The 23,650-nt window shown below is 64.0% G+C and carries 23 protein-coding genes; 4 read left to right on the forward strand and 19 right to left on the reverse strand.

Going from position 1 to position 23,650, the window contains the following annotated elements; genetic code table 11:
- Window positions 1–5: 5 nt before the first annotated feature.
- From FJ426_RS21745 to FJ426_RS21755, 3 genes are read right to left on the reverse strand one after another with little or no spacing between them, the layout of a single operon-like run.
- Complete coding sequence (locus FJ426_RS21745) at window positions 6–722, reverse strand: FadR/GntR family transcriptional regulator (protein WP_140513801.1); 717 nt, start codon at window positions 720–722, stop codon at window positions 6–8.
- A 2-nt stretch (window positions 723–724) separates the two neighbouring features.
- On the reverse strand, window positions 725–1,894 hold the full coding sequence (locus FJ426_RS21750; protein ID WP_140500381.1) for a mandelate racemase/muconate lactonizing enzyme family protein: 1,170 nt from the start codon (window positions 1,892–1,894) through the stop codon (window positions 725–727).
- A gap of 56 nt (window positions 1,895–1,950) precedes the next feature.
- Window positions 1,951–2,838, reverse strand: coding sequence for a sugar phosphate isomerase/epimerase (locus FJ426_RS21755; RefSeq protein ID WP_140513800.1), 888 nt, complete (start codon window positions 2,836–2,838; stop codon window positions 1,951–1,953).
- Window positions 2,839–3,237: 399 nt separating this feature from the next.
- Between FJ426_RS21755 and FJ426_RS21760 the strand changes: the two genes are divergently transcribed.
- From FJ426_RS21760 to FJ426_RS21770, 3 genes are read left to right on the forward strand one after another with little or no spacing between them, the layout of a single operon-like run.
- Window positions 3,238–4,293 (forward strand): sugar phosphate isomerase/epimerase, encoded by a 1,056-nt coding sequence (locus FJ426_RS21760; RefSeq protein WP_140513799.1) that lies wholly within the window; start codon window positions 3,238–3,240, stop codon window positions 4,291–4,293.
- Window positions 4,294–4,348: 55 nt separating this feature from the next.
- Entirely contained in the window at window positions 4,349–5,536 is a 1,188-nt protein-coding gene (locus tag FJ426_RS21765; RefSeq protein ID WP_140560225.1) for a Gfo/Idh/MocA family oxidoreductase, read from the forward strand.
- A 40-nt stretch (window positions 5,537–5,576) separates the two neighbouring features.
- Entirely contained in the window at window positions 5,577–6,428 is an 852-nt protein-coding gene (locus FJ426_RS21770) for a sugar phosphate isomerase/epimerase (RefSeq protein WP_140513798.1), read from the forward strand.
- Between the two features lie 351 nt (window positions 6,429–6,779).
- On the opposite strand, the gene phnE (FJ426_RS21775) is transcribed toward FJ426_RS21770, so the two are convergent.
- From phnE (FJ426_RS21775) to phnG, 11 genes are all read right to left on the reverse strand, one after another.
- Window positions 6,780–8,138: a phosphonate ABC transporter, permease protein PhnE gene (phnE, locus tag FJ426_RS21775; RefSeq protein ID WP_140560226.1), complete on the reverse strand. Its 1,359-nt coding sequence runs from the start codon at window positions 8,136–8,138 to the stop codon at window positions 6,780–6,782.
- A 2-nt stretch (window positions 8,139–8,140) separates the two neighbouring features.
- Window positions 8,141–9,097: a phosphonate ABC transporter, permease protein PhnE gene (gene phnE, locus FJ426_RS21780; protein WP_140560227.1), complete on the reverse strand. Its 957-nt coding sequence runs from the start codon at window positions 9,095–9,097 to the stop codon at window positions 8,141–8,143.
- Window positions 9,098–9,155: 58 nt separating this feature from the next.
- Window positions 9,156–10,064, reverse strand: coding sequence for a phosphonate ABC transporter substrate-binding protein (gene phnD / locus FJ426_RS21785; protein ID WP_140500369.1), 909 nt, complete (start codon window positions 10,062–10,064; stop codon window positions 9,156–9,158).
- A gap of 92 nt (window positions 10,065–10,156) precedes the next feature.
- Complete coding sequence (gene phnC / locus FJ426_RS21790) at window positions 10,157–11,005, reverse strand: phosphonate ABC transporter ATP-binding protein (RefSeq protein ID WP_140560228.1); 849 nt, start codon at window positions 11,003–11,005, stop codon at window positions 10,157–10,159.
- 259 nt (window positions 11,006–11,264) lie between these two features.
- Window positions 11,265–11,882, reverse strand: a complete 618-nt coding sequence (locus tag FJ426_RS21795; protein ID WP_140500366.1) for a DapH/DapD/GlmU-related protein — start codon at window positions 11,880–11,882, stop codon at window positions 11,265–11,267.
- Window positions 11,879–12,586 carry a phosphonate C-P lyase system protein PhnL gene (gene phnL, locus FJ426_RS21800; protein WP_140500320.1) on the reverse strand — a complete coding sequence of 236 codons (708 nt, stop codon included), beginning with the start codon at window positions 12,584–12,586 and terminating at the stop codon, window positions 11,879–11,881. Before phnL ends, FJ426_RS21795 begins: the two co-directional genes overlap by 4 nt.
- Before the next feature lie 64 nt (window positions 12,587–12,650).
- Window positions 12,651–13,427 (reverse strand): phosphonate C-P lyase system protein PhnK, encoded by a 777-nt coding sequence (phnK, locus tag FJ426_RS21805; RefSeq protein ID WP_140560229.1) that lies wholly within the window; start codon window positions 13,425–13,427, stop codon window positions 12,651–12,653.
- Window positions 13,428–13,436: 9 nt separating this feature from the next.
- Entirely contained in the window at window positions 13,437–14,396 is a 960-nt protein-coding gene (locus tag FJ426_RS21810) for an alpha-D-ribose 1-methylphosphonate 5-phosphate C-P-lyase PhnJ (RefSeq protein WP_246675580.1), read from the reverse strand.
- Window positions 14,393–15,505, reverse strand: a complete 1,113-nt coding sequence (locus tag FJ426_RS21815; protein WP_140560230.1) for a carbon-phosphorus lyase complex subunit PhnI — start codon at window positions 15,503–15,505, stop codon at window positions 14,393–14,395. Before FJ426_RS21815 ends, FJ426_RS21810 begins: the two co-directional genes overlap by 4 nt.
- Before the next feature lie 2 nt (window positions 15,506–15,507).
- The gene (gene phnH / locus FJ426_RS21820) at window positions 15,508–16,119 is read right to left on the reverse strand and encodes a phosphonate C-P lyase system protein PhnH (RefSeq protein ID WP_140500314.1); all 612 of its coding nucleotides are present in this window, start codon (window positions 16,117–16,119) and stop codon (window positions 15,508–15,510) included.
- Window positions 16,119–16,580: a phosphonate C-P lyase system protein PhnG gene (gene phnG / locus FJ426_RS21825; protein ID WP_140560231.1), complete on the reverse strand. Its 462-nt coding sequence runs from the start codon at window positions 16,578–16,580 to the stop codon at window positions 16,119–16,121. The genes phnH and phnG overlap by 1 nt, the downstream gene beginning before the upstream one ends.
- A 116-nt stretch (window positions 16,581–16,696) precedes the next feature.
- Here phnG and phnF point away from each other — a divergent pair, with 116 nt between their 5' ends.
- Window positions 16,697–17,446, forward strand: coding sequence for a phosphonate metabolism transcriptional regulator PhnF (phnF, locus tag FJ426_RS21830; protein WP_140825519.1), 750 nt, complete (start codon window positions 16,697–16,699; stop codon window positions 17,444–17,446).
- A gap of 123 nt (window positions 17,447–17,569) precedes the next feature.
- Here the strand turns inward: phnF and FJ426_RS21835 are convergent, their stop codons facing one another.
- The 5 genes from FJ426_RS21835 to FJ426_RS21855 all read right to left on the reverse strand — a co-directional run bounded on the left by FJ426_RS21835 (window position 17,570) and on the right by FJ426_RS21855 (window position 23,562).
- Window positions 17,570–18,589 carry a zinc-binding alcohol dehydrogenase family protein gene (locus FJ426_RS21835; RefSeq protein ID WP_140513788.1) on the reverse strand — a complete coding sequence of 340 codons (1,020 nt, stop codon included), beginning with the start codon at window positions 18,587–18,589 and terminating at the stop codon, window positions 17,570–17,572.
- A 61-nt stretch (window positions 18,590–18,650) separates the two neighbouring features.
- On the reverse strand, window positions 18,651–19,619 hold the full coding sequence (locus tag FJ426_RS21840) for an ABC transporter permease (RefSeq protein ID WP_140825520.1): 969 nt from the start codon (window positions 19,617–19,619) through the stop codon (window positions 18,651–18,653).
- A complete protein-coding gene (locus tag FJ426_RS21845; RefSeq protein ID WP_140500305.1) occupies window positions 19,616–21,169 on the reverse strand; it encodes a sugar ABC transporter ATP-binding protein in 1,554 nt (517 codons plus the stop codon). Before FJ426_RS21845 ends, FJ426_RS21840 begins: the two co-directional genes overlap by 4 nt.
- Before the next feature lie 62 nt (window positions 21,170–21,231).
- The gene (locus FJ426_RS21850; RefSeq protein ID WP_140513786.1) at window positions 21,232–22,227 is read right to left on the reverse strand and encodes an ABC transporter substrate-binding protein; all 996 of its coding nucleotides are present in this window, start codon (window positions 22,225–22,227) and stop codon (window positions 21,232–21,234) included.
- Between the two features lie 336 nt (window positions 22,228–22,563).
- Window positions 22,564–23,562 carry an aldo/keto reductase gene (locus tag FJ426_RS21855; protein ID WP_140560232.1) on the reverse strand — a complete coding sequence of 333 codons (999 nt, stop codon included), beginning with the start codon at window positions 23,560–23,562 and terminating at the stop codon, window positions 22,564–22,566.
- Window positions 23,563–23,650: the final 88 nt, after the last annotated feature.

Here is a 23,650-nt window from a genome sequence, read left to right on the forward strand (position 1 = left end):
CCCCGTCAGGCCTGTTCGAGCGTCGGGTTTTGCGGCGCCGCCCCGAGGCCTTCGATCAGCCCCTTCCAGTAGCTTTCCGCGCCCTGCAGGTGGGCGCTCATCAGCGCCTGGGCGAGATTGCCGTCGCGCCGCAGCAGCGCCTCGTATATCTGGATGTGTTCGGCATGTGAGCGCACGCTGCGCTCCGGATCGTTGAAGTAGATCGGCAGGCGCTGCTCGCCCATCAAATAGTAAACGCTGCAGATGTTGTGGAAGACGCCATTCTTGGTGGCGCGCACGATCTCGAGATGGAATTCGCGGTCCTCCTTGGCGAGGCCTTCGCCTGCCGCGATGCGTTCTTCCGAGGCCTTCAGGATCTCGCGCAGCCGTTCGAAATTCTCCTCGGTGGCACGCGAGCATGCAAGTTCGGCCGCCTTGATCTCATGGATCTTGCGCAATTCGACCGTCTCGTAGATCTGCAAGGGATCGAGCGGCAGGCCGGCGCGCGCGAACAGCGCCAGCGCCTCGACGCTGGCCTGCTTGGTGTCGATATAGATGCCGGACTTGGCCCTGCGCTCGACGATGCGCATGGCCTCGAGAATGGCCAGCGCCTCGCGGATCTGGCCGCGGCTGACGCCGAAATGCTCCGCCAGTTCGCGTTCCGACGGGGTTCGGCCCGTCTCCTTGTCGGAATGGGAGAACAGATAGGCGGCAAGCTCCGCGAGAAGGTTGTTTTCTTTCATCGTCAATTGCGTTGCGCGTGCGCCTCCAGGAATCGCTCCGAAATGGTGAATCCCAATCCGGGTTTTTCGGGGATCGCTATCATACCGTCCCTGGCTTCGACAGTCTCTTCGACAAGGTCGTGGATCATCGGATTGGCACCGAGCGAATATTCGACGGTGAAGCTCGACGGCGAGGCGGCGCAGACATGCAGCCCGGCGAAGAAGCAGGGCGCGCCGGCCCATAGATGCGGCGCAAAGCGCAGGTTGAAGGCGCTGGCGATGGTTCCGATCTTCATGGCCTCGCTGATGCCGCCGCAGAAGGCGGGATCGGGCTGGAAGATGTCGGCGGCCTTGAGCACGGCGAGGTCGCGGAAGGCATAGCGGGTCGCATCGCTTTCGCCGGTGGCGATCGGTATGGCGCCGGAGGCACGGACTTCGGCAAGGCCGGACTTGTCGTCGGCGATCACCGGCTCCTCGAACCAGGCAAGGTCGAGATCGCCGGCGAGATGGATGAAACGCTTGGCCTCCGCCACCGTATAGGTGCCATGGGCGTCGACCATCAACTCGACGTCGGGGCCGAGCGCCTCACGGGCGGCGCGAACGCGAGCGGCCGACACATGCGCGGCGCCATCCATGGCGCCGATGCGCATCTTCAGCGCCTTGAAGCCGCCCCTGGCGACATAGGATTTGAGCTGGTCGCCGATCGCGTCGGCGGACGCCCAGCCACCCGAGGCGTAGGCCGGCATGCGATCGAGCTTGCGCCCACCGATCAGCCGCCAGACCGGCTGCCCGAGCGATTTGCCCAGTATGTCCCAGAGCGCGATGTCGACGGCGCTGATGGCGGCCACGCTCATGCCGCGCCGCGCCAGCTGCGGCATGGCATGGCCGGCGCGCGCCGCGCTGTCGTGGCGCACGCCGTTGTAGAGCATTTCCCAGATGATGCCGATATCGGCCGGATCGCGGCCGACGAGCTGCGGCCCGACCTCGCGGTTCAGCATATGGACGAGCGCACCATAGCTGCCGGCGCTGCCGGCGGCGTTCTTGCCTTCGCCCCAGCCGACCAGCCCGTCATCGGTTTCGATGCGCAGGATGGCGGCGTCGAAGGTCGTCACCTGACCGAAATCGCTGCGGTGCTGCTTGGCCGCCTCGATCGGTATGCGAATCCACCAGGCCTGGACGCTTTTGATGCGCATGGTCTTCCCCGGCCCTGCCGCCGGATGGCTGGAGGGCTCATTCCCAATCGGATCGGCTACTTGATCAGCGGCAGCAACGTTTCGGCAGTGATCCGCATCTGGTCGGTGTAGAACTTTTCCGTCAGCACGCTGGAGCCGTGATCCTGGATGAATTTGAGCTGCTCGGGCGAGATGTCGACCGGGTGGCGTTCGACCATGTCGGGGTAGGGCGCGGCCGGTGTGCGGTCGACAGGCGCGACGAACTCGTTGGTCAGCGCCCCGTCATAGCCGACCTCCCGCAAGGTCGCCACGATCTTCGGCCAGTCGATCTGGCCGAGGCCTGCGGCGAAGCGGTTGTTGTCGGCGACATGGAAGTCGAACAGGCGCTTTCCGACCTTACGGATCGCGTCGTAAACGTTAAATTCCTCCATATGGATGTGGTAGGCGTCCAGGCAGACGCCACATTCCGGGCTGACCGCGTCGGCCAGCGCCAAGGCCTGGGCGCCGCGATTGAACAGGTAGGTCTCGAAACGGTTGAGTGGCTCGACCGCGATCTTGACGCCGACCTTCTTGGCGTGGGTGAAGCACTCCCTGGTGGCATCGACCACCCACTTCCATTCCTCTTCCTCGGTGCCGTCCGGCACGACCTTGCCGACGGTCGCGGGAACCAGCGTGATGATCTCGCCGTCGAGTTCGCTGACCATGGTCAACACGTCCTTGACGTATTGCACGGAGCGCTCGCGCTGGCCCTGGTCCCGGGCGGCAAGGTTGCGTTCGCCCAGCATCAAGGTCACGGCGCCCCAGCAGCGTATGCCGTGCTCCTTCAGGAGCGCGCGCGTCTCCTTGGTCTTGTATTGGTCGGGCTCGCCGGAAATCTCGATCGACTCATAGCCGAATTTCTTGATGCGCTTGAGCGTCGTCTCCAACGGTTCCGCGCGCATCCAGTTGTGCGTCGAAAGATGCATGGTCTGTCCTTCCCGGATCGTCCCTAATGGTTCGCCTGCAACATGCCGTCACCGGATGTGACGGACGGTTCCTCCCCAAGGCGTTCCAGCATTTCTTCGCAAACTGGTTCGACCAATTGGGCCCAAGACGAGGTCTACAGCAATTTCCCACGCGCGGCAAGAACTGTGCGATGGCAACTTGATGTCTGGATTACTCCATTGATTATATTGGGCTATGCTGCCCTCCCGTGGCACGGTGGAGGGCTCTGAATGTGAGTGGCAAGGCTTGACCAAATCGCCACGTTTGGTAATACCAGAATGACAATGCATGCAAGTGACCGTTGAGAACAGACCAAAGTGGCTGGCCCTGTCTTCAATCGGCGCTATGCTCGGGCGCGACAACAATGAGGGAGGATGCCGATGCCTACGACGATGAAGGGCCCTGGACTGTTCCTGGCGCAGTTCGCGGGCGATGCAGCGCCGTTCAATTCGCTTGCATCGATCACAAAATGGGCGGCCGGCCTCGGCTATAAGGGCGTGCAGATCCCGACCTGGGACGCGCGCTTGTTCGACCTCCAGAAGGCTGCGTCTTCCAAGGCCTATTGCGACGAGGTGAAGGGCATCTGTGCCGACGCCGGCGTCGAGATCACCGAACTATCGACGCATCTGCAGGGGCAATTGGTGGCGGTGCATCCGGCCTATGACGCGCAGTTCGACGGCTTTGCGCCGGCTTCGGTGCACAACAACCCCAAAGCGCGGCAACAATGGGCGGTCGAACAGATGCAGTTCGGGGCCAAGGCGTCGCGCAATCTCGGGCTCGACGTCTCGGTGAGCTTCAGCGGCGCTCTGGCTTTCCCCTACCTCTATCCCTGGCCACAGCGGCCGGCCGGATTGATCGAAGAGGCGTTCGCAGAACTAGGCAAGCGCTGGAAGCCGATCCTCGATGTCTATGAGGACAATGGCGTCGACGTCGGCTACGAAATCCATCCCGGCGAGGATGTGTTCGACGGGGCGACGTTCGAGATGTTCCTCGACGCGGTCGGCGGCCACAAGCGCTGCAACATCAATTACGATCCGTCGCACTTCCTGTTGCAGCAGCTCGACTATCTCGAATTCATCGACATCTACCACGAGCGCATCAAGGCCTTCCACGTCAAGGACGCCGAGTTCAATCCGACCGGGCGGCAAGGCGTTTATTCCGGCTACCAGAGCTGGACGAACCGCGCCGGCCGCTTCCGCTCGCTCGGCGACGGACAAGTGGATTTCGGCGGCATCTTCTCCAAGCTGACGCAGTACAATTATGATTCCTGGGCGGTGCTGGAGTGGGAGTGCTGCCTGAAGCATCCGGAAGATGGCGCGGCCGAAGGCGCGCCCTTCATCCAGCACCACATTATCCGGGTGACGGAGAAGGCGTTCGACGATTTCGCCGGCGGTGCCACGGATAAGAAGGTGCTGCGCGCCATGATGGGAATCTAGCGCGGGTTTTCCCTCTCCCTCGAGGGGGAGGTATCTCAGACACGAGGGAGACGACATGGTCGGTGCATCGAAGTCGGAAACGGGAGGCGGCCCGATCCGCTATGGCATGGTCGGTGGCGGGCAAGGCGCTTTCATCGGCGCGGTGCACCGGATCGCGGCGCGCATGGACAATGAGTTCGTGCTGGTCGCCGGCGCGCTGTCGTCCGATCCGGCGCGCGCCAAGGCCTCTGCCGCCGAGCTCGGGCTCGACCCTTCGCGCAGCTACACGTCCTATGCCGAGATGGCCAAGGCCGAGGCAAAGCGCCCGGATGGCATCGAGGCGGTGGCCATCGTCACTCCGAACAATGTGCATGTGCCGGCGGCCAGGGCGTTTCTTGAAGCCGGCATCCATGTCATCTGCGACAAGCCGCTGGCGACGACGCTGGCCGAGGCAAAGAAGCTCGCGGCGATCGTCGAGAAGACCGGCAAGGTGTTCGTGCTGACCCACAATTACACCGCCTATCCGATGATCCGCCAGGCGCGCGAGATGGTGGCCAAGGGCGTGCTCGGCGACATCCGCATCGTGCAGTCGGAATATCCGCAGGACTGGCTGACGGAGGACCTTGCCGCCACCGGCCAGAAGCAAGCGGCGTGGCGTTCCGACCCGAAACAGGCCGGCGCGGGCGGCGCGCTCGGCGACATCGGCACGCATGCCTACAATCTTGCCCGCTTTGTCTCCGGGCTGGAACTCGACACTCTGTCGGCCGATCTCGACGCCTTCGTGCCGGGACGGCAGCTCGACGACAATGTCAACGTCATGCTGCGCTTCAAGCCGGTCGGCAAGACGCATGCGGCAAAAGGCATGATCTGGGCAAGCCAGGTGGCGCCCGGCCATGAGAACGGGCTGAAGCTGCGCATCTATGGCTCGAAGGGCGGGCTGGAATGGGTGCAGGCCGACCCGAACTATCTCTGGTATACGCCGTTCGGCCAGCCCAAGCAGCTGATCACCCGCAACGGCGCCGGCGCGCTGCCGGTGGCGGGCCGTGTCAGCCGCGTTCCCTCCGGCCATCCCGAAGGCTATCTCGAAGGCTTCGCCAACATCTACCAGGAGGCCGCACGCGCCATCCGCGCCGCGCGGCGCAAGGGCGGCAAACCTGCCAAGGACGTCGTGTTCCCGACCATTCAGGACGGCGTCGAGGGCATGGCCTTCATCGAGGCCTGCGTGAAATCGTCGAAAAAGAATGGAGTGTGGACGAAACTTTAAATTTGATCTCGCGGGGGGATCATTTGGGGGAGGGGCGTCGATGAAAATCGGCATGTGCATGTTCTTGTGGACGACGGCCGTATCGAAGAAGCACGAGCCATTGCTTCGCGACATCAAGGCCACCGGCTTCGACGGCGTCGAGATACCGATCTTTGCCGGCATGCCGGACGACTACAGGAAATTGGGCGAGCTGCTCGATCGCATAGGGCTTGAACGGACCGCCGTTTCAGCGATGGGCGATCCGGCGATGAACCTGATCTCGGCCGATGCGGCAACGCGCAAGGCCGGTGTCGACTACATGAAATGGGCGATCGATTGCGCAGACGCGCTCGGCGCCAGAACGCTGAGCGGCCCATTGCATTCGACGCTCGGCGCCTTTTCCGGTTCCGGGCCGACCGCGGCCGAGAAGAAACGCTCCGTCACCTCGCAGCGCGCCATCGGCGATCATGCAGGCAAGAGGAACGTCACCATCGGGCTCGAGGCGCTCAACCGCTTCGAATGCTATCTCCTCAACACGATGGCCGACCTGTCGGAGCATATCGATGCCATCGACCGGCCGCACATCAAGGCGATGTACGACACCTTCCACGCCAATATCGAGGAGGCAGACCCGATCGGCGCCTATACGAAGCATCGCAGGAATGTCGTGCATATCCATATATCGGAGAACGATCGCGGCGTGCCGGGGCGCGGCAACATCCCCTGGAAGGAAACATTCTCGGCCATCCGCAAGAGCGGCTACGACGACTGGCTGACGATCGAGGCGTTTGGACGTTCGCTGAAGGATCTCGCGGCGGCGACCAAGGTGTGGCGCGATTTTTCCGAGAGCCCGGAAGCGGTTTATCGGGATGGATATAAGCATATCAAGAACGGGTGGAAGAAGGCCGCCTAGGTGCCTTGGTCGGGCGATAGTGACGCGAACAAGACCTGCGTCGGCGACCTTTGGCGCAAGGCGAGGCGTTGATTGCGCCTGGCCCATTTTCCAGTTGCGTTCGCGGCGGTTTCCAGGTGGTTCCCCCACTCCGTCTCGGCTTCGCCGAGCCACCTCTCCCCCCTCCGGAGGGAGAGGAAAGGGCCCCGGTGGCTCGGGATAGAAAGGAGCCTCCGCCTAGGATCGGCCAGGACGCCCTGGCGCTTTCCTCTCCCCCGTCGATCGGGGGAGAGGTGTCGAGCGCAGCTCGACGGAGTGGGGGTCGATCCTTGGCGCGGCACCATACGATGCCCGCGCTTATGCGTCACAAGGTTAGCCCTGCTCGGCCTGCAACCTGTTGTAGTCGTGAATCGTCCGGCTCAGCCTGCGGCGCAGCAAATTGGAAATGTTGTCGAAGATGAAGACCACGACCAGCGTCAGCAGCACCATGTAGAAGACGTTGGCCCAGTTCGAATTGGTGCGCATCGCTTCCCACAGTTTCAAGCCGATGCCGCCGGCGCCGACGGCGCCGATAATGGTTGCGCCCCTGGTGTTGGATTCCCACTGATAGAGCGTCTGGCTGATGAACACCGGCACCACTTCCGGCAGTACGCCGTAGCGCTGCACCAGAAGACGGTTGGCGCCTGTCGACACAACACCTTCGCGCGGCTTGTCATCGATGTTCTCCAGCGCCTCGGAATAGGTTTTGCCGAGCGTGCCGATCTCGGTGAAGAAGATCGCGGCGCTGCCGGCCAGCGGACCCGGTCCGAAGGCGCGCGTGAAGAACAGTGCCCAGATCAGCATGTCGATGGAGCGCATGAAGTCGAAGAAGCGCTTGAGCAGCTGGTTGACCAGCCGGTTGGGGGTGATGTTGCGGGCGGCGAAGAAGGCGAGCGGGAAGGCGACGATGCCGCCGAGCGCGGTGCCGAGAAAGGCCATGACGATGGTCTGCAACAGCTTTGTCCAGACATCGCCATGCTGCCACTGCGCATTGTTCCAGATGTTGTTGCCGGCGAGCGCCAGATTGGAGGTGCCCGCTTTCAGCTCGGGGCCCGACGTGATCAGTGACACCACCTCGCCGGCGGATTTTCCGAAGAAGGGCGAGCGTGTGTCGAAGACGAAGTTCGCCCAGCCGAGAAAGCGCTTGCGGATCCTGACGCGGTCGGGGGCGACGCGGACCTCGCCGGCGAAGCCCATGTCGGCGACGACCTCATCCTCATGCACGGTGACCCAGTCGGGAACGGGTCCCGAGACCAGCGGCTTGCCGCTGTCCAGCGCCACCGGCACGCTCGTCCCAGCGGCGACGATCGTTGCTCGTGCCTTGTCGAAGGTGACCGACTTCGCCGTGCCGTCGATCAGGACCGTCACCGAACCGTCGGCGTTGGTCTTGACCCAATCCGGGTGGGGATTGGGGCCGAGTACAGAAAAGCGGGGGTATTTGGCCGTTATCTCGGGCTCGTCGAGGCGGAAGATCGGCTGCACGTCGTAACTGATCCACTGGGTCAGGAACAGCGGCAGCCGCTCCCAATGCGATTCCCGCAGCACTTGCGGCAGATTGAAGAACCACAGCGCGTAGAGCAGGTAGAGCAAGATGCCGCCAAGCAGCAGCAGCGGCCCGAAACGCTTGTGGAACGGCCGGCGGAACACTTGCGGGAAGCGTTCCTCGATCGACTGAATTTCGGCGGCGGTCATGATCAGGCGCTCATCACAAAGGCCTGTTCGCCGACCAGCTTGCGGCGCAGCCAGGCGGAGAACTGGTCGACGATGAAGATGGTCGTGAACAGGAGCAGCACCAAGGCTATCGTCTTGGCGCCGAAGCCGCGCGAGATCGACAGCTTCAGCTCCTCGCCGATGCCGCCGCCGCCGACCGCGCCCATGATGGTGGAGATGCGCACGTTGATCTCGATCCTGAGCAGCGTATAGGACATGAAATTGGGCAGCACCTGCGGCAGGCCGGCAAAGCGTACCCGTTCGAACCAGTTGGCGCCGACGGCCCGCAGGCCTTCCTCGGCGCGCATGTCGATATTCTCGTTGATCTCATAGAACAGCTTGCCCAACGCGCCGATCGAATGCAGGCCGATGGCGATGATGGCGGCGATCGGGCCGATCGAGACGATGGCCGCGAACAGGCCGGCGATGACGATCTCGGGAAAGGCGCGCAGCAGTTCCATGACGCGCTTGACGACAAGCCGCAGCAGCGGATGCGGCGTTAGGTTGCGCGCCGCGATGAAGGAGAACGGCACGGCGAAGACGAAACCGATAGATGTCGAGACCAGCGCCACGTTAAGCGTGGTCAGCATCAGCTCGAAATATTCGGGGATGTAGAAACCGCCCCAGACATAGGCGCGGCCGAGCGGAAAGTTGAATTCCTGCGTGCCGGTGTCATGCGGCGAGGCGATGTCGAACAGCGCCCGCCAGACATCGTTCCAGTCCTTGGGAACGAGCCAGCTCAGGAAATCCAGTATGTGCGGAAGCCGGTCGAAGAAGTGTCCGGCATTGGCATCGTCGGCGAACCACATGGTGCCGCCGAGTGCGACCAACAGCAGGCCGACGCCGATGGCGGTGTAGAGCCGGCGCAAGGAGGTCTGGCGACGCCAGGCGTCGGCCATCTGGTGCGTGGCGCCGGAAGGAGCTGTCAGGGAAAGGGTCATGATCGGAGATGCAAGAAGGGCGGCGTTTTCTCGACGCCGCCCTTCCTGATTTCTGCCTTTAGCCGCCGATGGCTGCCTTACGGGCTTCGACGATGACGTTATAGAAATCCGCCTTCACCGGAACGTAGCCGGTAAAATCACCGCCTTCGACGCCTTCGAAGCAAGCCTTGTCCTTCTTGGGCAGGTCGGTGAAGAAGGCCGCCAGCTTGGCCGTCATCTCGTCGCCGAGCGCCGTGCGCACGACCAGCGGACCGTTCGGGATCAGGCCCGAGCGCCAGACCTCGACGAAGTCGTTGGGGTCGACGGCGCCCTTGGCGACTTCCTTGTGGAAGGTGCCGGAGGTGTAGCCGTCCTTGAAGTCGCCGATGCCGGAGGAATCGTCCACGGCCACGTCGACCTTGCCGTCTCGCACGGCGAGCACATTGTTCTCATGGCCGCCATTGAACTGGGTCGAGGCGAAGAAGGTCTCGTTCGACGCGCCCGTGTCCTTCGGAATCTGCGTCAGCGGGATCAGATAGCCGGAGGTCGAATCCGGATCGGCGTAGCCGAGCTTCTTGCCCTTGGCCGACTTGATGTCGGTGATGCCGGAAGACTTCAGCGCCAGGCCGATCGAATAGTAGCCGGTCGCGCCGTCGGTCTGCTGGGTGGTGAGGATCGGGGTCACCGCCTTGGGATCCTTGAGGACGACGCTGGCATAGCCGGAAGCGCCGAGTTCGGCGAAGTCGAGCGTGCCGCCGAGAAGGCCCTGGATGACACCGTCATAGTCGGCGGCCGGAAACAGCGAGACCTTCTCGAAGCCGAATTCGGCCTTCAGGTGATCGGCGAGGCACTGGTAGTTGCGCAGCCGGTCGGTTTCGTTCTCGCCGCCGAGGATGCCGACGCGGAATTCCTTCATATCGGCGGCATGCGCCGCGCCGGTGGCCATTGCGAGCACCGAAACGGCGCTGAAAACCATCTTCCTGAACATCTGATTTCTCTCCTGTAGGTTCCGGCCCCGCGCCGGCGGCGTTGGTGATTTTGACGGGTGCCCTGACGCGGGCTGGCGATCCATGTCCGCTCTCAGTAACCCGGGAACGCGGGTTCGAGCGGTCCGGCAGATGCGGCGATCTTTTGCTTGAAGGCAACGCTGGTGGAGGTGATGGCCTCGGAGATTTCGCCGCCATTGCTGTCGGCGCCATAGACGAGACGGACGGCCTCGCGGTTAAGCTCCTCCGGCGGCCCGTCGAACACGACCTTGCCCGCGGCCATGCCGATGATGCGGTTGCAATAGGTACGGGCGGTGTCCAGCGTGTGCAGGTTGGTGACCACGGTGATGCCTTCGCGCAAATTGATGTCCTGCAGCGAATCCATCACCACCTTGGCGTTGAGCGGGTCGAGCGAAGCGATCGGCTCGTCGGCCAGGATCACCCGGGGCTGCTGCATCATGGCGCGGGCAATGGCGACACGCTGCTGCTGGCCGCCCGACAAGGTGCCGGCGGGCTGCAGCGCGGTACGGGCGATGTCGAGCCGCTCGAGGGCCGCGACCGCCTGCGCACATTCGGTTCGCGAGAACATGCCGAAAAGGTTCGACAGGGTCGGACGATGGTTCAGCCGGCCGAGCAGCACATTGGTCAGCACGTCGAGGCGCGGCACAAGGTTGAATTGCTGGAAGATCATGGCGCAGTCGCGCTGCCAGCGCCTGAGCGGCGAACCGCGCAATTGCGAGACCTCGGCTCCGTCGAAGAAAATCGATCCATGGCTGGGATCGATGAGGCGGTTGATCATACGCAGAAGGGTCGACTTGCCGGCGCCGGAACGGCCGATGACGCCGACCATCTGACCCTGCGGGATCGAGATGCTGACATCGTTAACGGCGGTGTTCTTGCCAAATCGTCGGGTGACGCTGCGGATTTCGAGCGTGGCTGACATGGTGCGTTCCCGTCCAGTCGCGGTTGAAGGTCCTGTTGACCCTCGCTAGCGCAGCGCCATGAACCTGCGGTGTCGGATTGATGTCAGTTTTGTTACCACCCACAGCCGCGTCGCGCGCGATCAGGCCAGGACCATCAGTTCCTCGAAATGCTCCACGTCCCTGAAACTGCGGAAGGCAGGCGGCTTGAGAAGACAGCCCCCTGCCCGAACTCTATGTAAGGGATGCGAATAGTGAGCAGCCCTATTCCATTCACCACCGTCATCCACCGTATTTTTCCAGGAAAGCTTCGGCCTCGAGCTGACGGAAATCGTCGAGTGCGGCGCGCAGCCTTGCATGGTCCCAATCCCACCAGGCAAGCGCCTGGTAGCGCTCGGCGGTGCGGCGGTCGAAGCGCTCGCGGATCGGCTTTGCCGGCACGCCGGCGACGATGGTGTAGGGAGCGACATCCTTCGATACCACCGCTCCGGCGCCGACGGCGGCGCCATCGCCGACGGTGATGCCGGGCAGGACTGTCGAGCCATGGCCAAGCCATGTGTCGTGGCCGATTGTGACGCGCCTGGCGCGGCGCTCAGCGAAAAATTCGCTCTCGTGTTCGGCATCGTCCCAATAGTCCGATGCGCGGTAGGTGAAATGGTGCAGCGTCGGCCGCCAGGTCGGGTGGTTGGTGGCGTTGATGCGCACGCTTGCCGCGATGTTGGAGAATTTGCCGATCGTCGCACACCAGACGGCGCAGTCCTGCATCATGTAGGAATAGTCGCCGAGTTCGCTTTCCGAAACCCGACAGCGGTCGGCGATTTCGGTCCACCGGCCAAGCGTCGAATTCTCCACGTCCGCCGTCGGGTGGACCAGCGGCGTCTCCGACAATTTCCTGCTCATGCGGCGAGCTTTCCCGGGGCGAAGGCGGTGACGTCGATGATGCGGTCGGCCACCGCTTCGCGCACATCATGGTCGTGGAAGATGCCGAGCAGGGCGACGCCTGCCGCCTTCTTGGCGGCGATGAGTTCGATCACCACATCGCGGTTCCTTGCGTCGAGCGAAGCGGTCGGCTCGTCGAGCAGCAGGATCGGGTGCCCGGTGATGAAGCCACGCGCGATGTTGACGCGCTGCTGCTCGCCGCCGGAGAAGGTCGCCGGCGGCAATGCCCAGAGTTTTTCCGGCAGGTTAAGCTGCGCCAGCAGGGCGCGCGCCTTGCTTCTTGCTGCTTCGCGATCCTCACCGCGCTCTACGAGCGGCTCAGCGACGACGTCGAGCGCCGATACGCGGGGCACGGTGCGCAGGAACTGGCTGACATAGCCGATGGTCTGGCGGCGCACGGCAAGCACGGTGCGCGGGCTGGCGCTGGCAAGGTCGATCAGCCCGTCTTCGTGCGTGACGATGATCTGGCCTTCGTCGACGGCGTAATTGCCGTAGAGCATCTTCAGGATCGAGCTCTTGCCGGCCCCGGACGGGCCGCCGAGCACGGTGCATTCACCGGCGCGGATCGAGAAGGAGACACCGGCGACGACAGGCAGTTTGATGCCGTCGCGCAGATGCATGGTGAAGCTCTTGGCGACGTCGGAAACAACGAGAGGCGTCGGCATCAGAAGGTACTCCAATCGTTATCCGTTTGCGGGCAGGACAGAGGGGGGTGACTTGGCGCCATCGTCAAACCTGCAGAATCGAGGAAACAAGTAATTGCGTGTACGGCGCGCGCGGGTCGTCGAGCACGCGGTCGGTGAGGCCGCTTTCGACGACGCGGCCGTCCTTCATCACCATCATGCGCTGCGACAAAAGCCGCGCCACCGCGAGGTCATGGGTGACGACGATGGCGGCGAGGCCGAGATCGGTGACGAGGCCGCGCAAGAGATCGAGCAGGCGCGCCTGCACCGAGACGTCGAGGCCGCCTGTCGGTTCATCCATGAACACCAGCCGCGGGCCGGTGACGAGGTTGCGGGCGATCTGCAGGCGCTGGCGCATGCCGCCGGAAAAGGCGCGCGGCTCGTCGTCGATGCGATCTTCCTCGATCTCGACGCGCGACAGCCAGTCGACGGCGGTGGCGCGGATCTTGCCGTAGTGGCGTTCGCCCACCGCCATCAAGCGTTCGCCGACATTGGCGCCGGCCGACACCGTCATGCGCAAGCCGTCGGCCGGATTCTGGTGGACAAAGCCCCAGTCGGTGCGCATCAGGAAGCGGCGCTCGGCCTCGCTCATGCGGTAGAGTTCGCGGAACTGGCCGTCGCGCATGCGGTAGCTGGCGGTGCCGGATGAGGGCAGCAGCCGCGTCGACAGGCAGTTGAGCAATGTCGTCTTGCCGGAGCCGGATTCGCCCACGACAGCCAGGACTTCGCCCGGCCACAGATCGAAGGTGACGTTGTCGCAGCCGACGCGCGAGCCGTAGAATTTCGAGAGCGCCGAAACGCGTAGCAAGGGTTCGTCGGTCATTGTATCTCCTTACCCTCCCCCTTGTGGGGAGGGTCGGCGCGCAGCGCCGGGGTGGGGGCCTGCCGATGGGTCGCTACCCCCACCCGCGCCTTCGGCGCGACCTCCCCACAAGGGGGAGGTAGGGGTGCTGCGCCGCTTCTCGCAGTGGTCGGTGTCGGAGCAGACGAACATGTGGCCGCCGTGATCATCGAGGATGACCTCGTCGAGATAGACGTTCTCGGCTCCGCATAGCGCGCAGGGCTGGTCGAAGGTCTGCACCTCGAACGGATGATCCTCGAAGTCGAGGCTGACCACATCAGTGAAGGGCGGCAGCGCATAGATGCGCTTCTCGCGGCCGGCGCCGAACAGCTGCAAAGCCGGCGAGCGGTGCATCTTGGGATTGTCGAATTTCGGCGTCGGCGACGGGTCCATCACATAGCGGCCCTCAACCTTCACCGGATAGGCGTAGGTGGTGGCGATGCGGCCGTGCTTGGCGATGTCCTCGTAGAGCTTCACATGCATGAGGCCGTATTCCTCCAGCGCATGCATCTTGCGCGTTTCGGTCTCGCGCGGCTCGAGGAAGCGCAGGGGCTCGGGGATCGGCACCTGATAGACCAGCACCTGGCCCGCGGCGAGCGGATGTTCGGGAATGCGATGGCGGGTCTGGATGATGCTGGCGCTGGCCGTGTCGGTCGTCACCGCGACATTGGCGACCTTCTTGAAGAAGGCGCGGATCGAGACCGCATTGGTGGTGTCGTCGGCGCCCTGGTCGATGACCTTCAGCACATCGTCGGGGCCGATGATCGAAGCGGTAACCTGGACGCCGCCGGTGCCCCAGCCATAGGGCATCGGCATTTCGCGCGAGGCGAACGGCACCTGATAGCCGGGAATGGCGATGCCCTTGAGGATCGCGCGGCGGATCATCCGCTTGGTCTGTTCGTCGAGATAAGCGAAGTTATAGGCGGCGATGTCGGTCGGTTGCGCGCTCATTCCGCGGCCTCTTTCTTCTCTTCAATCTTGCCGGGATTTTCGCGGGCGTCGTACTCGGCGCGCATGCGGCGCACGAGGTCGAGTTCGGCCTGGAAGTCGACATAATGCGGCAGCTTCAGATGTTCGACGAAGCCGGTCGCCTGGACGTTGTCGGAGTGCGAGATGACGAATTCCTCGTCCTGGGCGGCGGCGACAATGTCCTCGCCGAGTTCGCTTGCACGAAGAGCGCGGTCGCAGAGTGCCATGGCCATCGCCTTGCGCTCGCTCTGGCCGAAGACCAGCCCGTAGCCGCGTGTGAATTGCGGTGGCGCCTTGGCCGAGCCCTTGAACTGATTGACCACCTGGCATTCGGTAACGCGCGCGGTACCGAGGGGCACCGCGAAAGGCAGTTCGGGCACGTCGAGCTCCAGCTCGACCTCGCCGATGCGGATCTCGCCGACGAAGGGATGGTTGCGGGCATAGCCGCGCTGCGTGGAATAGCCGAGCGCCAGCAGGAACCCCTCGTCGCCGCGCGACAGCGCCTGCAGGCGGCTGTCGCGAGCCATCGGGAACTCCAGCGGCTCGCGGGTGATGTCGCCGGGGACATGGTCCTGAGGCATGTCTCCGTCCGGCTCGATCAGCCCTTCGCGAGCGAGGATCGCCGAGACGCGCGGCATTGCCTGCGCTTCCGTCTCGCGCCGCACGGGCGCGGCGACATCGGCGCCGGCGGCAAGCTCGGGATCGAGCAGCCGGTGCGTGTAGTCGAAGGTGGGCCCAAGCAACTGGCCGCCGGGCAGGTCCTTGTAGGTCGCCGAAACGCGGCGTTCGACCAGCATGGTGGCGGTGTCGATGGCATTTGTATAGCCAAAGCGCGGCAGCGTGGTGCGGTAGGCCCGCACCAGGAAGATCGCCTCGATCATGTCGCCGCGCGCCTGCACGATAGCGAGTGCGGCGAGTTCGCGATCGTAAAGCGAGCCTTCGCTCATCACCCGGTCGACGCCGAGCGCCAGCTGTTCGACGATCTGGTCGAGGCGCAGTGCCGGTACCGAGCGGTCACCGCGCCGACGGTCAGCGAGCAGGCTGTGGGCGTTGGCGATCGCGGCTTCGCCGCCTTTTACCGCAACATACATCGCTAGGCCTCCGTCGTCTTGATGCGTGTCGTACGCGGCAGGCAGGCGAGGCTGTCATGTGCCGCCAGGATGATGTCGACGCCGCGCGGAAAGCGGTTGATGTTCTGCTTCCACTGCTCGATGAAATGACGCGGCATGCGGGCCGGCGCGATCGTCGCCGTCTTCTCGATGCCAGGACCTTCGAGCAGCAGCGGCGTGCCTGACGTGAGATCGCCGACCTGCAGGATCAATGTGGTCGAGCGGTCGGGATAGTCCTGCGTGCCTTGCGAGAAACCGTCGAGCGCCATCATCTCGGCCGGCGAGGCCACAAACGCGAAATGCGCGTCGGCCGGGGTGTTGGCCAGCGGCGCACCGCTGTGAAAGCCGAGCCAGGACATGACCGCTGCCGAGGCATGCAGGGCCGGGTCGAGCCAGAGCGGCGTGTCATTGTCGCACAATGCCAGCGCAACCGCGCCCGATGTCGCCGAAAGCGGCGCCGGCGGGCGGGCCAGGGCCGGCAAGGGTTGCACGCTGCCCGGCCGCGCCATTGCGTCCATGACGGCGCGAAACACCGTCTGGGCGTTGAACACCGGATCGGCGAACCCGCCCTCGATCGATTGCGCTGCGATATCCATCAATCTTCTCCGCGAACCATGGTGAAGAAATCCACCTTCGTTGCCGCCGTTTCGGCGCGGCGCCTTTCTCGTGCCGTGGTCAAGGCAGCCCGCAGCGGCGCGAGAAGGCCCGTTTCGACCGCCTCTCGGTGGGCGGGGTCCTGCCACAGCGCGTCGGCGATGGCCGCCAGCTTCGCCTTCTGCTTGTCGCGGCCGAGCGCATAGCAATGGCCGACCTGTCCGGACGGCAGGCGCACTGTGGCGCGGGTCACGGTGGCCTCGCCGACATTGAACGGCGCGCCGCCGCCGCCGATGCGGCCGCGCATGGTAACCAGGCCGGTCTCGGGACCGCGCAGCAGTTCGGCCTCGGCAGGCAGGCCGGATTCGTTCCAGAGGCGAACGATGTCGTCGCCGCTGGACTGCGCCAGGGTTGCCATGGCCGCCTTGCGTTCGGCCTGGTCGCGCGCTTCCCGTCCTCGCATGAGCAACATCCTTGCTTCTAATTTATCTATTGATATAGACAACCATACGAATTATACCCATTACCTAACGCGAGTCCATGACGGGTGCGTGACAGGGGCCGGCCAGGGGCGAAACCGTGAACGGAAAACACGTGGCTGACGGTATCGAGCGGCGCAGCGGCGTCTCGTTGTGGCGCCAGATCGCCGACCGAATCCTGCAATCGATCGCTGCCGGCGATTTTGCCGAGAATGCCGCGCTGCCGCCGGAGGTGGCGCTGGCCGAGCGCTATGGCGTCAACCGTCACACGGTGCGCAGCGCCATCGCGGCGCTCGTGCAAGACGGGGTACTGCGGGCCGAGCAGGGGCGCGGCACTTTCGTGCTGTCGCGCAAGCGGCTGTCCTATCCGATCGGCGCGCGCACGCGATTTTCAACCGGCTTGCAGGGCCAGGCGTCGGAGCGGCATATCGTGCTGCTGGCCTCATCGGTCGAGCCCGCCAGCCGGCGCGTCGCCGAAGCCCTGGGCGTTGCCAGGGGATCGGATGTGATTCGCCTGGAGACGCGCGGCGAGGCCGATGGGAAGCCGGTGTCGCGCGCTTCCGGCTGGTTCGACGCCAGGCGCTTCGCCGGCATCGATGTGGCCATGGCCGAGACCGGGTCGATCACCGCATCGCTCAAGCGTTTCGGCATAGACGATTATCTCAGGCAATCGACGGTGCTGTCGGCGCGTCACGCCGATGCTTCCGACCTTGCCGACCTCGATCTGCAGCCGGGCGGCATCGTGCTGGTCACGGTGGTCGTCAACATGACGCCGGACGGCCGGCCGATCCAATTCGCCGAGGCGCGCTTCCCGGCGGAGCGGGTGGAGCTGAAACTGTCGGCGCTGTAGGCGTGTCGGCCTAACGCTGGAATCAGACCAGCCCGGTCGCGCGCACTTGTCAGCGGCTTGGCGTTTGGGGGTCGACCTGCGCGGGGGTGTGGTCAATTCGGGCCGGGTTCACGGCCTGCCATGTTATGCCCCTACCTCGATCACGGCCTTGATCAGCCCGGATTTCTCATGCGCCCAGCGGGCGAGGTCACGTGGCGTGTCGGCAAGCGTGGTGCGGTGGGTGACGAGCTTGGCCAGCGGCACCGCGCCATCGCGGATCGAAGCGGCGACGTGGTCGAAATCGGCCCGCAAGGCATTGCGGCTGCCGACAAGCGTCATCTCGCGCTTGTGGAATTCGGGGTCGGAAAAGGCGATGTCGTCCTTGACGACGCTGACCAGCACCAATGTCCCGCCATGCGCGACATGAGCGAAGGCCGACTGCACCGAGCCGGTGTTGCCGGTGGCGTCGAAGACCACGTCGAAGCCTTCGCCTGATGTCGCTTCGCTGACCAGATCGGATGCCGCGCCGCGCGACCCGTCGAGGGTCTTGAAGCCGAGTTCATTGGCGGCGAAGCGGAGCCTTTCGCTGCTCATGTCGAGCAGCGTCACGTCGAGCCCGGCGATGCGGGCGAAGATGGCGGTGCCGAGCCCGATCGGTCCGGCGCCGATGACGAGCGTCCGTGCGCCGGGATCGGCACGCGAGCGCCGCACCGCATGGGCGCCGATGGCCAGGAACTCGACGGCCGCGGCATCGGCCAACGACAGGCCGTTGGCTGGATAGAGGTTTTGTTCCGGGATAAGGATCTGTTCGCACATGGCGCCGTCGCGATGCACGCCGAGCACTTCGATCCGGACACAGCAATTGGGTTTACCGTGCCGGCAGGCGATGCATTTGCCGCACGCCAGATAGGGATTGATGATGACCGGCTCGCCCGTGGCAAGACCAACGCCTTCGCCCGCCTCGACGATGGTCCCCGACACTTCATGGCCCATGATGCGGGGGTAGGCGAGGAAGGGATGCTTGCCCTCGAAGATGTGGTAGTCGGTGCCGCAGATGCCGACATGGCTGACCGCCACCAGCGCCCAGCCGGGAGGCGGCGAGCCAGCCGCGGGACGGTCTTCCACGACAAGGTCGCCGGGCGAACGGCAGACAACGGCTTTCATGCTTCAATCCAGTCGGTTCATGGAATCGTCGGTCGATTTTCGACCCGGCCGGCGATCGATTTTACTTGCCACCTTGGCGGCGCAGGCCGTCGAAGTAGACGATGACGATGATCAACATGCCGGTGATGACGCGCTGCCAGAACGTGTTGACGTTGAGCAGGTTGGCGCCGTTGTTGATGGTGGAGAGGATGAACGAGCCGATCAGCGGCCCGTGCACCGAACCGATAGCGCCGAACAACGACGTGCCGCCGATCACCGACGAGGCGATGGCTTGCAGCTCGTAGGTGTCGCCCTGCGTCGGATTGCCGATGCCGATGCGGGACGCGAGCAGCACGCCGACGAAAGCCGCGCACAGGCCGGACAGCACATAGGCCATGTAGATCGTGCGCGGCACGTTGACGCCGGAGAGGCGCGCGGCTTCCGCGTTCGAGCCGACGGAGAAGAGATAGCGTCCCCATCGCGTGTGGTGCAGGAAGACGTAGGAGGGCAGGGCAACCACGATTACCATCCAGAACAGATAGGGGATCCCCAGCAGCGAGCCGCGCGAAAACGCCTGGAACGCGTCGCTGTTGATCGATATCGAATTGCCATTGGTCATCAGGAGACCGATGCCGCGCAGCGAGGTCATGGTCGCCAGCGTGATGATGAAGGGCGGCAGGCCCATCCTGACGATGCCGAAACCGTGGAACAGGCCGATGGCGACCCCCACCAGCAGCGTCGCCAGAACCGCGATCCAGACCGGCCAGCCGGCATTGATCAGCAGCGCGACGATGACGGTGGCGAAGCCGACGATGGCGCCGACGGAAAGGTCGATGCCGCCGGTGATGATGACGAAGGTCTGGCCGACGGCCAGGATGGCGATCAGAGAACCCTGGCGCAGCAGGTTGGTGATATTGAGCGCCGAAGCGAAGGACGGCGTGGCGACCGCCAGGATGACCCACATCAGAAGCAGCAGGCCAAGCAGCGTCAGCCCGAACAGGGCATTGTAGTTGCGCTTCGGCTTTTCGGCAGGGATCGCCTCGGTGCTCATGTCTGTCCTCCCGTCTTTTCTTGTTTCTCGGCCAGGGCCTGGCTCAGAATGTCCTCGTGATCGGCGGTGCGGAAACCATGCGTGGCCACCAGCTTGCCGCGCCTGAACACATGCAGCGTGTCAGCCAGTTCGTAGACCTCAGGCAGATAGGACGAGATCAGGATGATGCCCGCGCCCTTGGACAACAGCACACTGAACAGCCGGTAGATCTCGGCCTTGGTGCCTACATCGACGCCGACCGTCGGCTCGTCGAAGATGAACAGTTTGGCGCCGTGCGCCAGCCACTTGCCGATGACGATCTTCTGCTGGTTGCCGCCCGACAGGCTGGAGGCCAGCGCGCCGCGCGTCGGCGTCTTGATCCTGAGGTCGGCGATCTGCCGGTCCGCCTCGGCCTTCTCCTGCGCAGACGAGATCAGCAGATTTTTCGATATGCGTTTGTAGATCGGCAAATTGAGATTCAATGCGACCGGCAGGTTGAGACACAGGCCCTGGTCGCGGCGGCTTTCCGGTGCCAGCGCCATGCCGAGCTTGATGGCGTCGTGCTCGGAGTTGACCTGCACCTCCTTGCCTTCCCACAACACCTGGCCGGCCGATTTGCGGTGGCGGCCGTAGAGGGTGGTGACGAATTCGCTGCGGCCGGCTCCGATCAGGCCGTAGAGCCCGACGATCTCTCCCGCGCGCACCGACAGAGAGACATTCTCGAAACCCTTGCCGGACAGATTCCGCGCCTCGGCGATGACGGCGCCCGGCGTGAAATGCTCCTTGTGATAGATCTGCTCGATCGAGCGGTTGATCATCAGCTTGACCAGCTCCGGCTCATTGGTCTCGGCGATGTTGCGGGTGCCGACCAGCGTGCCGTCACGCAGCACCGAGACGCGGTCGGCGAGCTCGAACACCTCCTCCATGCGATGGCTGATGTAGATGATGGTGACGCCTTCACCCTTCAGGCGGCGGATCAGCGTGAACAGCTGGTCGGCCTCCTTGCGGGTGAGGTACGCGGTGGGCTCGTCGAAAATCAGGAATTTGGTGCCGCGCACGGTGGCGCGGGCGGCGGCGATCAGCTGCTGCTGGCCGATGGTGAGATCGCCGAGCACGACATGCGCCGGCAGGTCGAAGCCGAGACCGTCGATGATCTTCTGCGCTTCCCTGACCATGGCTCGCTGCTGGAGGATGCCGAAGCGCGAATTCTCCTCGCCGAGGAACATGTTGGCGGCGACGGTCAGGTGACGGCAGAGCACGACTTCCTGGTGCACGGCGTTGATGCCGAGCGCCATGGCTTCGTGCGGCGTCGCCAGGGCAGCCGGCTTGCCTTCCCACACAACCTCTCCGGAGGTGCGCGGGATGACGCCGGTCAGAAGTTTGATCAGGGTCGATTTGCCGGCACCGTTCTCGCCGACGATGGCGTGGATCTCTCCCGCCTTGAAGGCCAGGGTCACAGGCTTCAGCGCATGCGTGCCGGGATACCGCTTTTCCAGACCCTGCAGCTCGAGGATCGTCCTGCCGGGCTCCAGCACGGGGGCCGGATGCAGTTCCTGCGCGGTCGACGTCATGGCAATCCTCCCTGTTGTTTCCGGGGCGCAGAGGCCCCGGAAACAGTTGCGCGTGCCGATGCTCAGTTGAGCTTCGGGTTGAGCAGCGCGTCGATCTTGGGATCCTTCATGTTGGCCTTGGTGACCAGGTTGGCGCCGGTGTCGACATTGGTCTCGACCTTTTCGCCCTTGGAGGCGGCAAGCGCGGTCTTGATGCCGTCATAGCCCATCCGGTAGGGATCCTGGACGACGAGGGCGGAAATGACGCCGTCGTTGAGGAACTTGATCAGCTTCTCGTCGCTGTCGAAGCCAACCAGCGCCAGCTTGCCGCCGAGGCTGTTTTCGGCGACAGCCTGCCCGACGCCCTGCGCCATGATCAGGTTGGAAGCGAAAATACCCTTGAGGTTCGGATTGGCGGTGATCAGGTCGGTGGCGATGTTGAGGCCGGTGGTGGCCTGGCCGTCGGCATATTTGTCGGCGACCAGCTTCAGGCCCGGATATTTCGCCTTGAGCTGTTCGATGAAGCCCTGCTTGCGCTGTTCGAGCGAGCCGGCGCCAGGCGTGTTGGTGATCAGGGCAACGTCGCCCTCGATCTTGCCGCCATTGGCTTCGCCGATGGCCGCTGCGAGGCCGTCAGCGGCGACGCGGCCGCCCTGGACGTTGTCAGTGGTCAGGAAGGAGGTGAAGGCCTTGGAGTCGGCGCCGGAATCGATGCCGATAACCTTGACCTTGGCGGCGGCTTCGTCGATCGGCTTGCCGAGCGCCTTGAACTCGGTCGGCGAGATGACGATCGCCGCCGGATTGCTGGCGACGGCGTTTTCGAGGATCGAGATCTGGCCGTTTACGTCGGTCTCTGCCTGGGCGCCGAGCTCCGGCACGTTGACGCCGAGATCCTTGCCGGCCTTGCGGGCCCCGGCCAGGACGATCTGCCAGTAGAAGGACGTGGTGTCCTTGACGATGATCGGAATGGTCACGTCCGCCGCCGAAACCGGCGCCGAGTGCATGACGCCGGCAAGCATCGACGCGGCCGCCAGCGCCATGACAGCGCGGCGATTGAGAATGCTGGTCACGAATTTCATGGAATTCCTCCCTAGGTCGCCCGGTGAACGATACGGAAGCTCGGTTCGGATAGGCGTAGCCAAACAGAACTTTATCAATAAAAAACAGTTGCAGTATTTTGATAGTGCATCGATCCGGTCGATGCAAGCGGTGTTTATGCCATCCTCGGGGCATGGCGGTCATGACAGCACTGGCGCCTTGCTCTCCCCACGCTGCCCGACGCTTCCGTTTCGTGTGACTAACGTATGGAATATTAATTCCATAAATTAGTCAATATAGAATGCCCGTTCCTTCTTCGGTTCGCGGGATCGTGAAGCCCCGCGATCGCACGCCTTCGCCCGGGCGGATCGGACACTTCATGCCGATTCCTGCACTACGGTGCAGGGGCGGTATCTGGCGTAGTCCGCCTGAGGCACGTCGACATCGAGCAGTTCGAGATTTCGGGTCAGGTTCGCCAGCTTGGCGGTGCCGGTCAGCACGGTGGCGACCGAGGATTCCTGGAGGGGGAACTGGAACGCGGCGGCGGCGAGCGGGTAACCACCTTCGGCGGCGATCCGCTCCATCGCGCCGACGCGGTCGAGCACGTCACCGCTGGCGGGCTTGTAGTCGAAATGGGCGCCCTGCACCGGTCCGGTCGCCAATATGCCGGAGTTGAACACACCGCCGATGACCAGCGAAGTCTGTCGGGCGCGGCAGAGCGGCAAAAGTTCGGCTTCGGCGCTGCGATCGAGCAAGGAATAGCGGCTGGCGAGCAGGATACAATCGAGCGGCGCGCGACGCATCACGTCGAGACATATCCGGACTTCGTTGACGCCGAGCCCGTAGGCGGAAATGACGCCGGAGTTTTTCAGTTCTTCGAGCGCCTTGAGCCCACCGTCCATCAACTGGCGAAAGTGCATTTTGGTCTTCTCGACGCCATGCGTGTACACGCCGATGTCGTGCACAAACAGGATGTCTATCCTGTTTAGACCAAGCCGCGCATAGCTGAAGTCGACCGAGCGCATGATGCCGTCATAGGAATAGTCGTAGTCGAGCGCGAAGGGCAGCGGATCGACATAGGAGTGATCGGGAACCTGATCCTCCGGAACGGGCCGGAACAGGCGCCCGACCTTGGTCGACAGCACATAGGAATCGCGCGGCTTATAGCGCAGGAAGTCGCCGAAACGCCGCTCCGACAGGCCGAAACCATAGAAGGGCGCGGTGTCGAAATAGCGCAGGCCCGCCTCCCACGCGCCTTGCAACGTTTCCATCGCCGCCTCGCGCGAACAGGCGCGGTATAGCCCGCCGATCGCGGCACCGCCAAAGCTTACTTCGGTGACCTCGAGCGCCGTCTGGCCGATGCGGCGTTTTTCCATGCACAACCTCCCCGTTGCCCGCCATTATCCGGCGCGGCAGATTCCAAGACCTCAAGCCGCAGCATTCCAGGAAAGTTCGTGGCCACTT

Source organism: Mesorhizobium sp. B2-6-4, assembly GCF_006441495.1.
Lineage (GTDB): Bacteria > Pseudomonadota > Alphaproteobacteria > Rhizobiales > Rhizobiaceae > Mesorhizobium.

Excerpts from the sequence above, each read along its gene's own strand:
- FJ426_RS21840 (WP_140825520.1), bottom strand. The coding sequence starts at position 19,619 with ATGAGCACCGAGGCGATCCCTGCCGAAAAGCCGAAGCGCAACTACAAT.
- phnG (WP_140560231.1), bottom strand. The coding sequence starts at position 16,580 with ATGCGAGGACGGGAAGCGCGCGACCAGGCCGAACGCAAGGCGGCCATG.
- FJ426_RS21770 (WP_140513798.1), top strand. The coding sequence starts at position 5,577 with ATGAAAATCGGCATGTGCATGTTCTTGTGGACGACGGCCGTATCGAAG.
- FJ426_RS21760 (WP_140513799.1), top strand. The coding sequence starts at position 3,238 with ATGCCTACGACGATGAAGGGCCCTGGACTGTTCCTGGCGCAGTTCGCG.
- FJ426_RS21755 (WP_140513800.1), bottom strand. The coding sequence starts at position 2,838 with ATGCATCTTTCGACGCACAACTGGATGCGCGCGGAACCGTTGGAGACG.
- FJ426_RS21810 (WP_246675580.1), bottom strand. The coding sequence starts at position 14,396 with ATGAGCGCGCAACCGACCGACATCGCCGCCTATAACTTCGCTTATCTC.
- phnK (WP_140560229.1), bottom strand. The coding sequence starts at position 13,427 with ATGACCGACGAACCCTTGCTACGCGTTTCGGCGCTCTCGAAATTCTAC.
- FJ426_RS21815 (WP_140560230.1), bottom strand. The coding sequence starts at position 15,505 with ATGTATGTTGCGGTAAAAGGCGGCGAAGCCGCGATCGCCAACGCCCAC.
- FJ426_RS21845 (WP_140500305.1), bottom strand. The coding sequence starts at position 21,169 with ATGACGTCGACCGCGCAGGAACTGCATCCGGCCCCCGTGCTGGAGCCC.
- FJ426_RS21795 (WP_140500366.1), bottom strand. The coding sequence starts at position 11,882 with ATGAGCAGGAAATTGTCGGAGACGCCGCTGGTCCACCCGACGGCGGAC.
- FJ426_RS21850 (WP_140513786.1), bottom strand. The coding sequence starts at position 22,227 with ATGAAATTCGTGACCAGCATTCTCAATCGCCGCGCTGTCATGGCGCTG.
- phnH (WP_140500314.1), bottom strand. The coding sequence starts at position 16,119 with ATGGATATCGCAGCGCAATCGATCGAGGGCGGGTTCGCCGATCCGGTG.
- phnD (WP_140500369.1), bottom strand. The coding sequence starts at position 10,064 with ATGTTCAGGAAGATGGTTTTCAGCGCCGTTTCGGTGCTCGCAATGGCC.
- phnC (WP_140560228.1), bottom strand. The coding sequence starts at position 11,005 with ATGTCAGCCACGCTCGAAATCCGCAGCGTCACCCGACGATTTGGCAAG.
- FJ426_RS21765 (WP_140560225.1), top strand. The coding sequence starts at position 4,349 with ATGGTCGGTGCATCGAAGTCGGAAACGGGAGGCGGCCCGATCCGCTAT.
- FJ426_RS21745 (WP_140513801.1), bottom strand. The coding sequence starts at position 722 with ATGAAAGAAAACAACCTTCTCGCGGAGCTTGCCGCCTATCTGTTCTCC.
- phnE (WP_140560227.1), bottom strand. The coding sequence starts at position 9,097 with ATGACCCTTTCCCTGACAGCTCCTTCCGGCGCCACGCACCAGATGGCC.
- phnL (WP_140500320.1), bottom strand. The coding sequence starts at position 12,586 with ATGCCGACGCCTCTCGTTGTTTCCGACGTCGCCAAGAGCTTCACCATG.
- FJ426_RS21855 (WP_140560232.1), bottom strand. The coding sequence starts at position 23,562 with ATGGAAAAACGCCGCATCGGCCAGACGGCGCTCGAGGTCACCGAAGTA.
- FJ426_RS21835 (WP_140513788.1), bottom strand. The coding sequence starts at position 18,589 with ATGAAAGCCGTTGTCTGCCGTTCGCCCGGCGACCTTGTCGTGGAAGAC.
- FJ426_RS21750 (WP_140500381.1), bottom strand. The coding sequence starts at position 1,894 with ATGCGCATCAAAAGCGTCCAGGCCTGGTGGATTCGCATACCGATCGAG.
- phnE (WP_140560226.1), bottom strand. The coding sequence starts at position 8,138 with ATGACCGCCGCCGAAATTCAGTCGATCGAGGAACGCTTCCCGCAAGTG.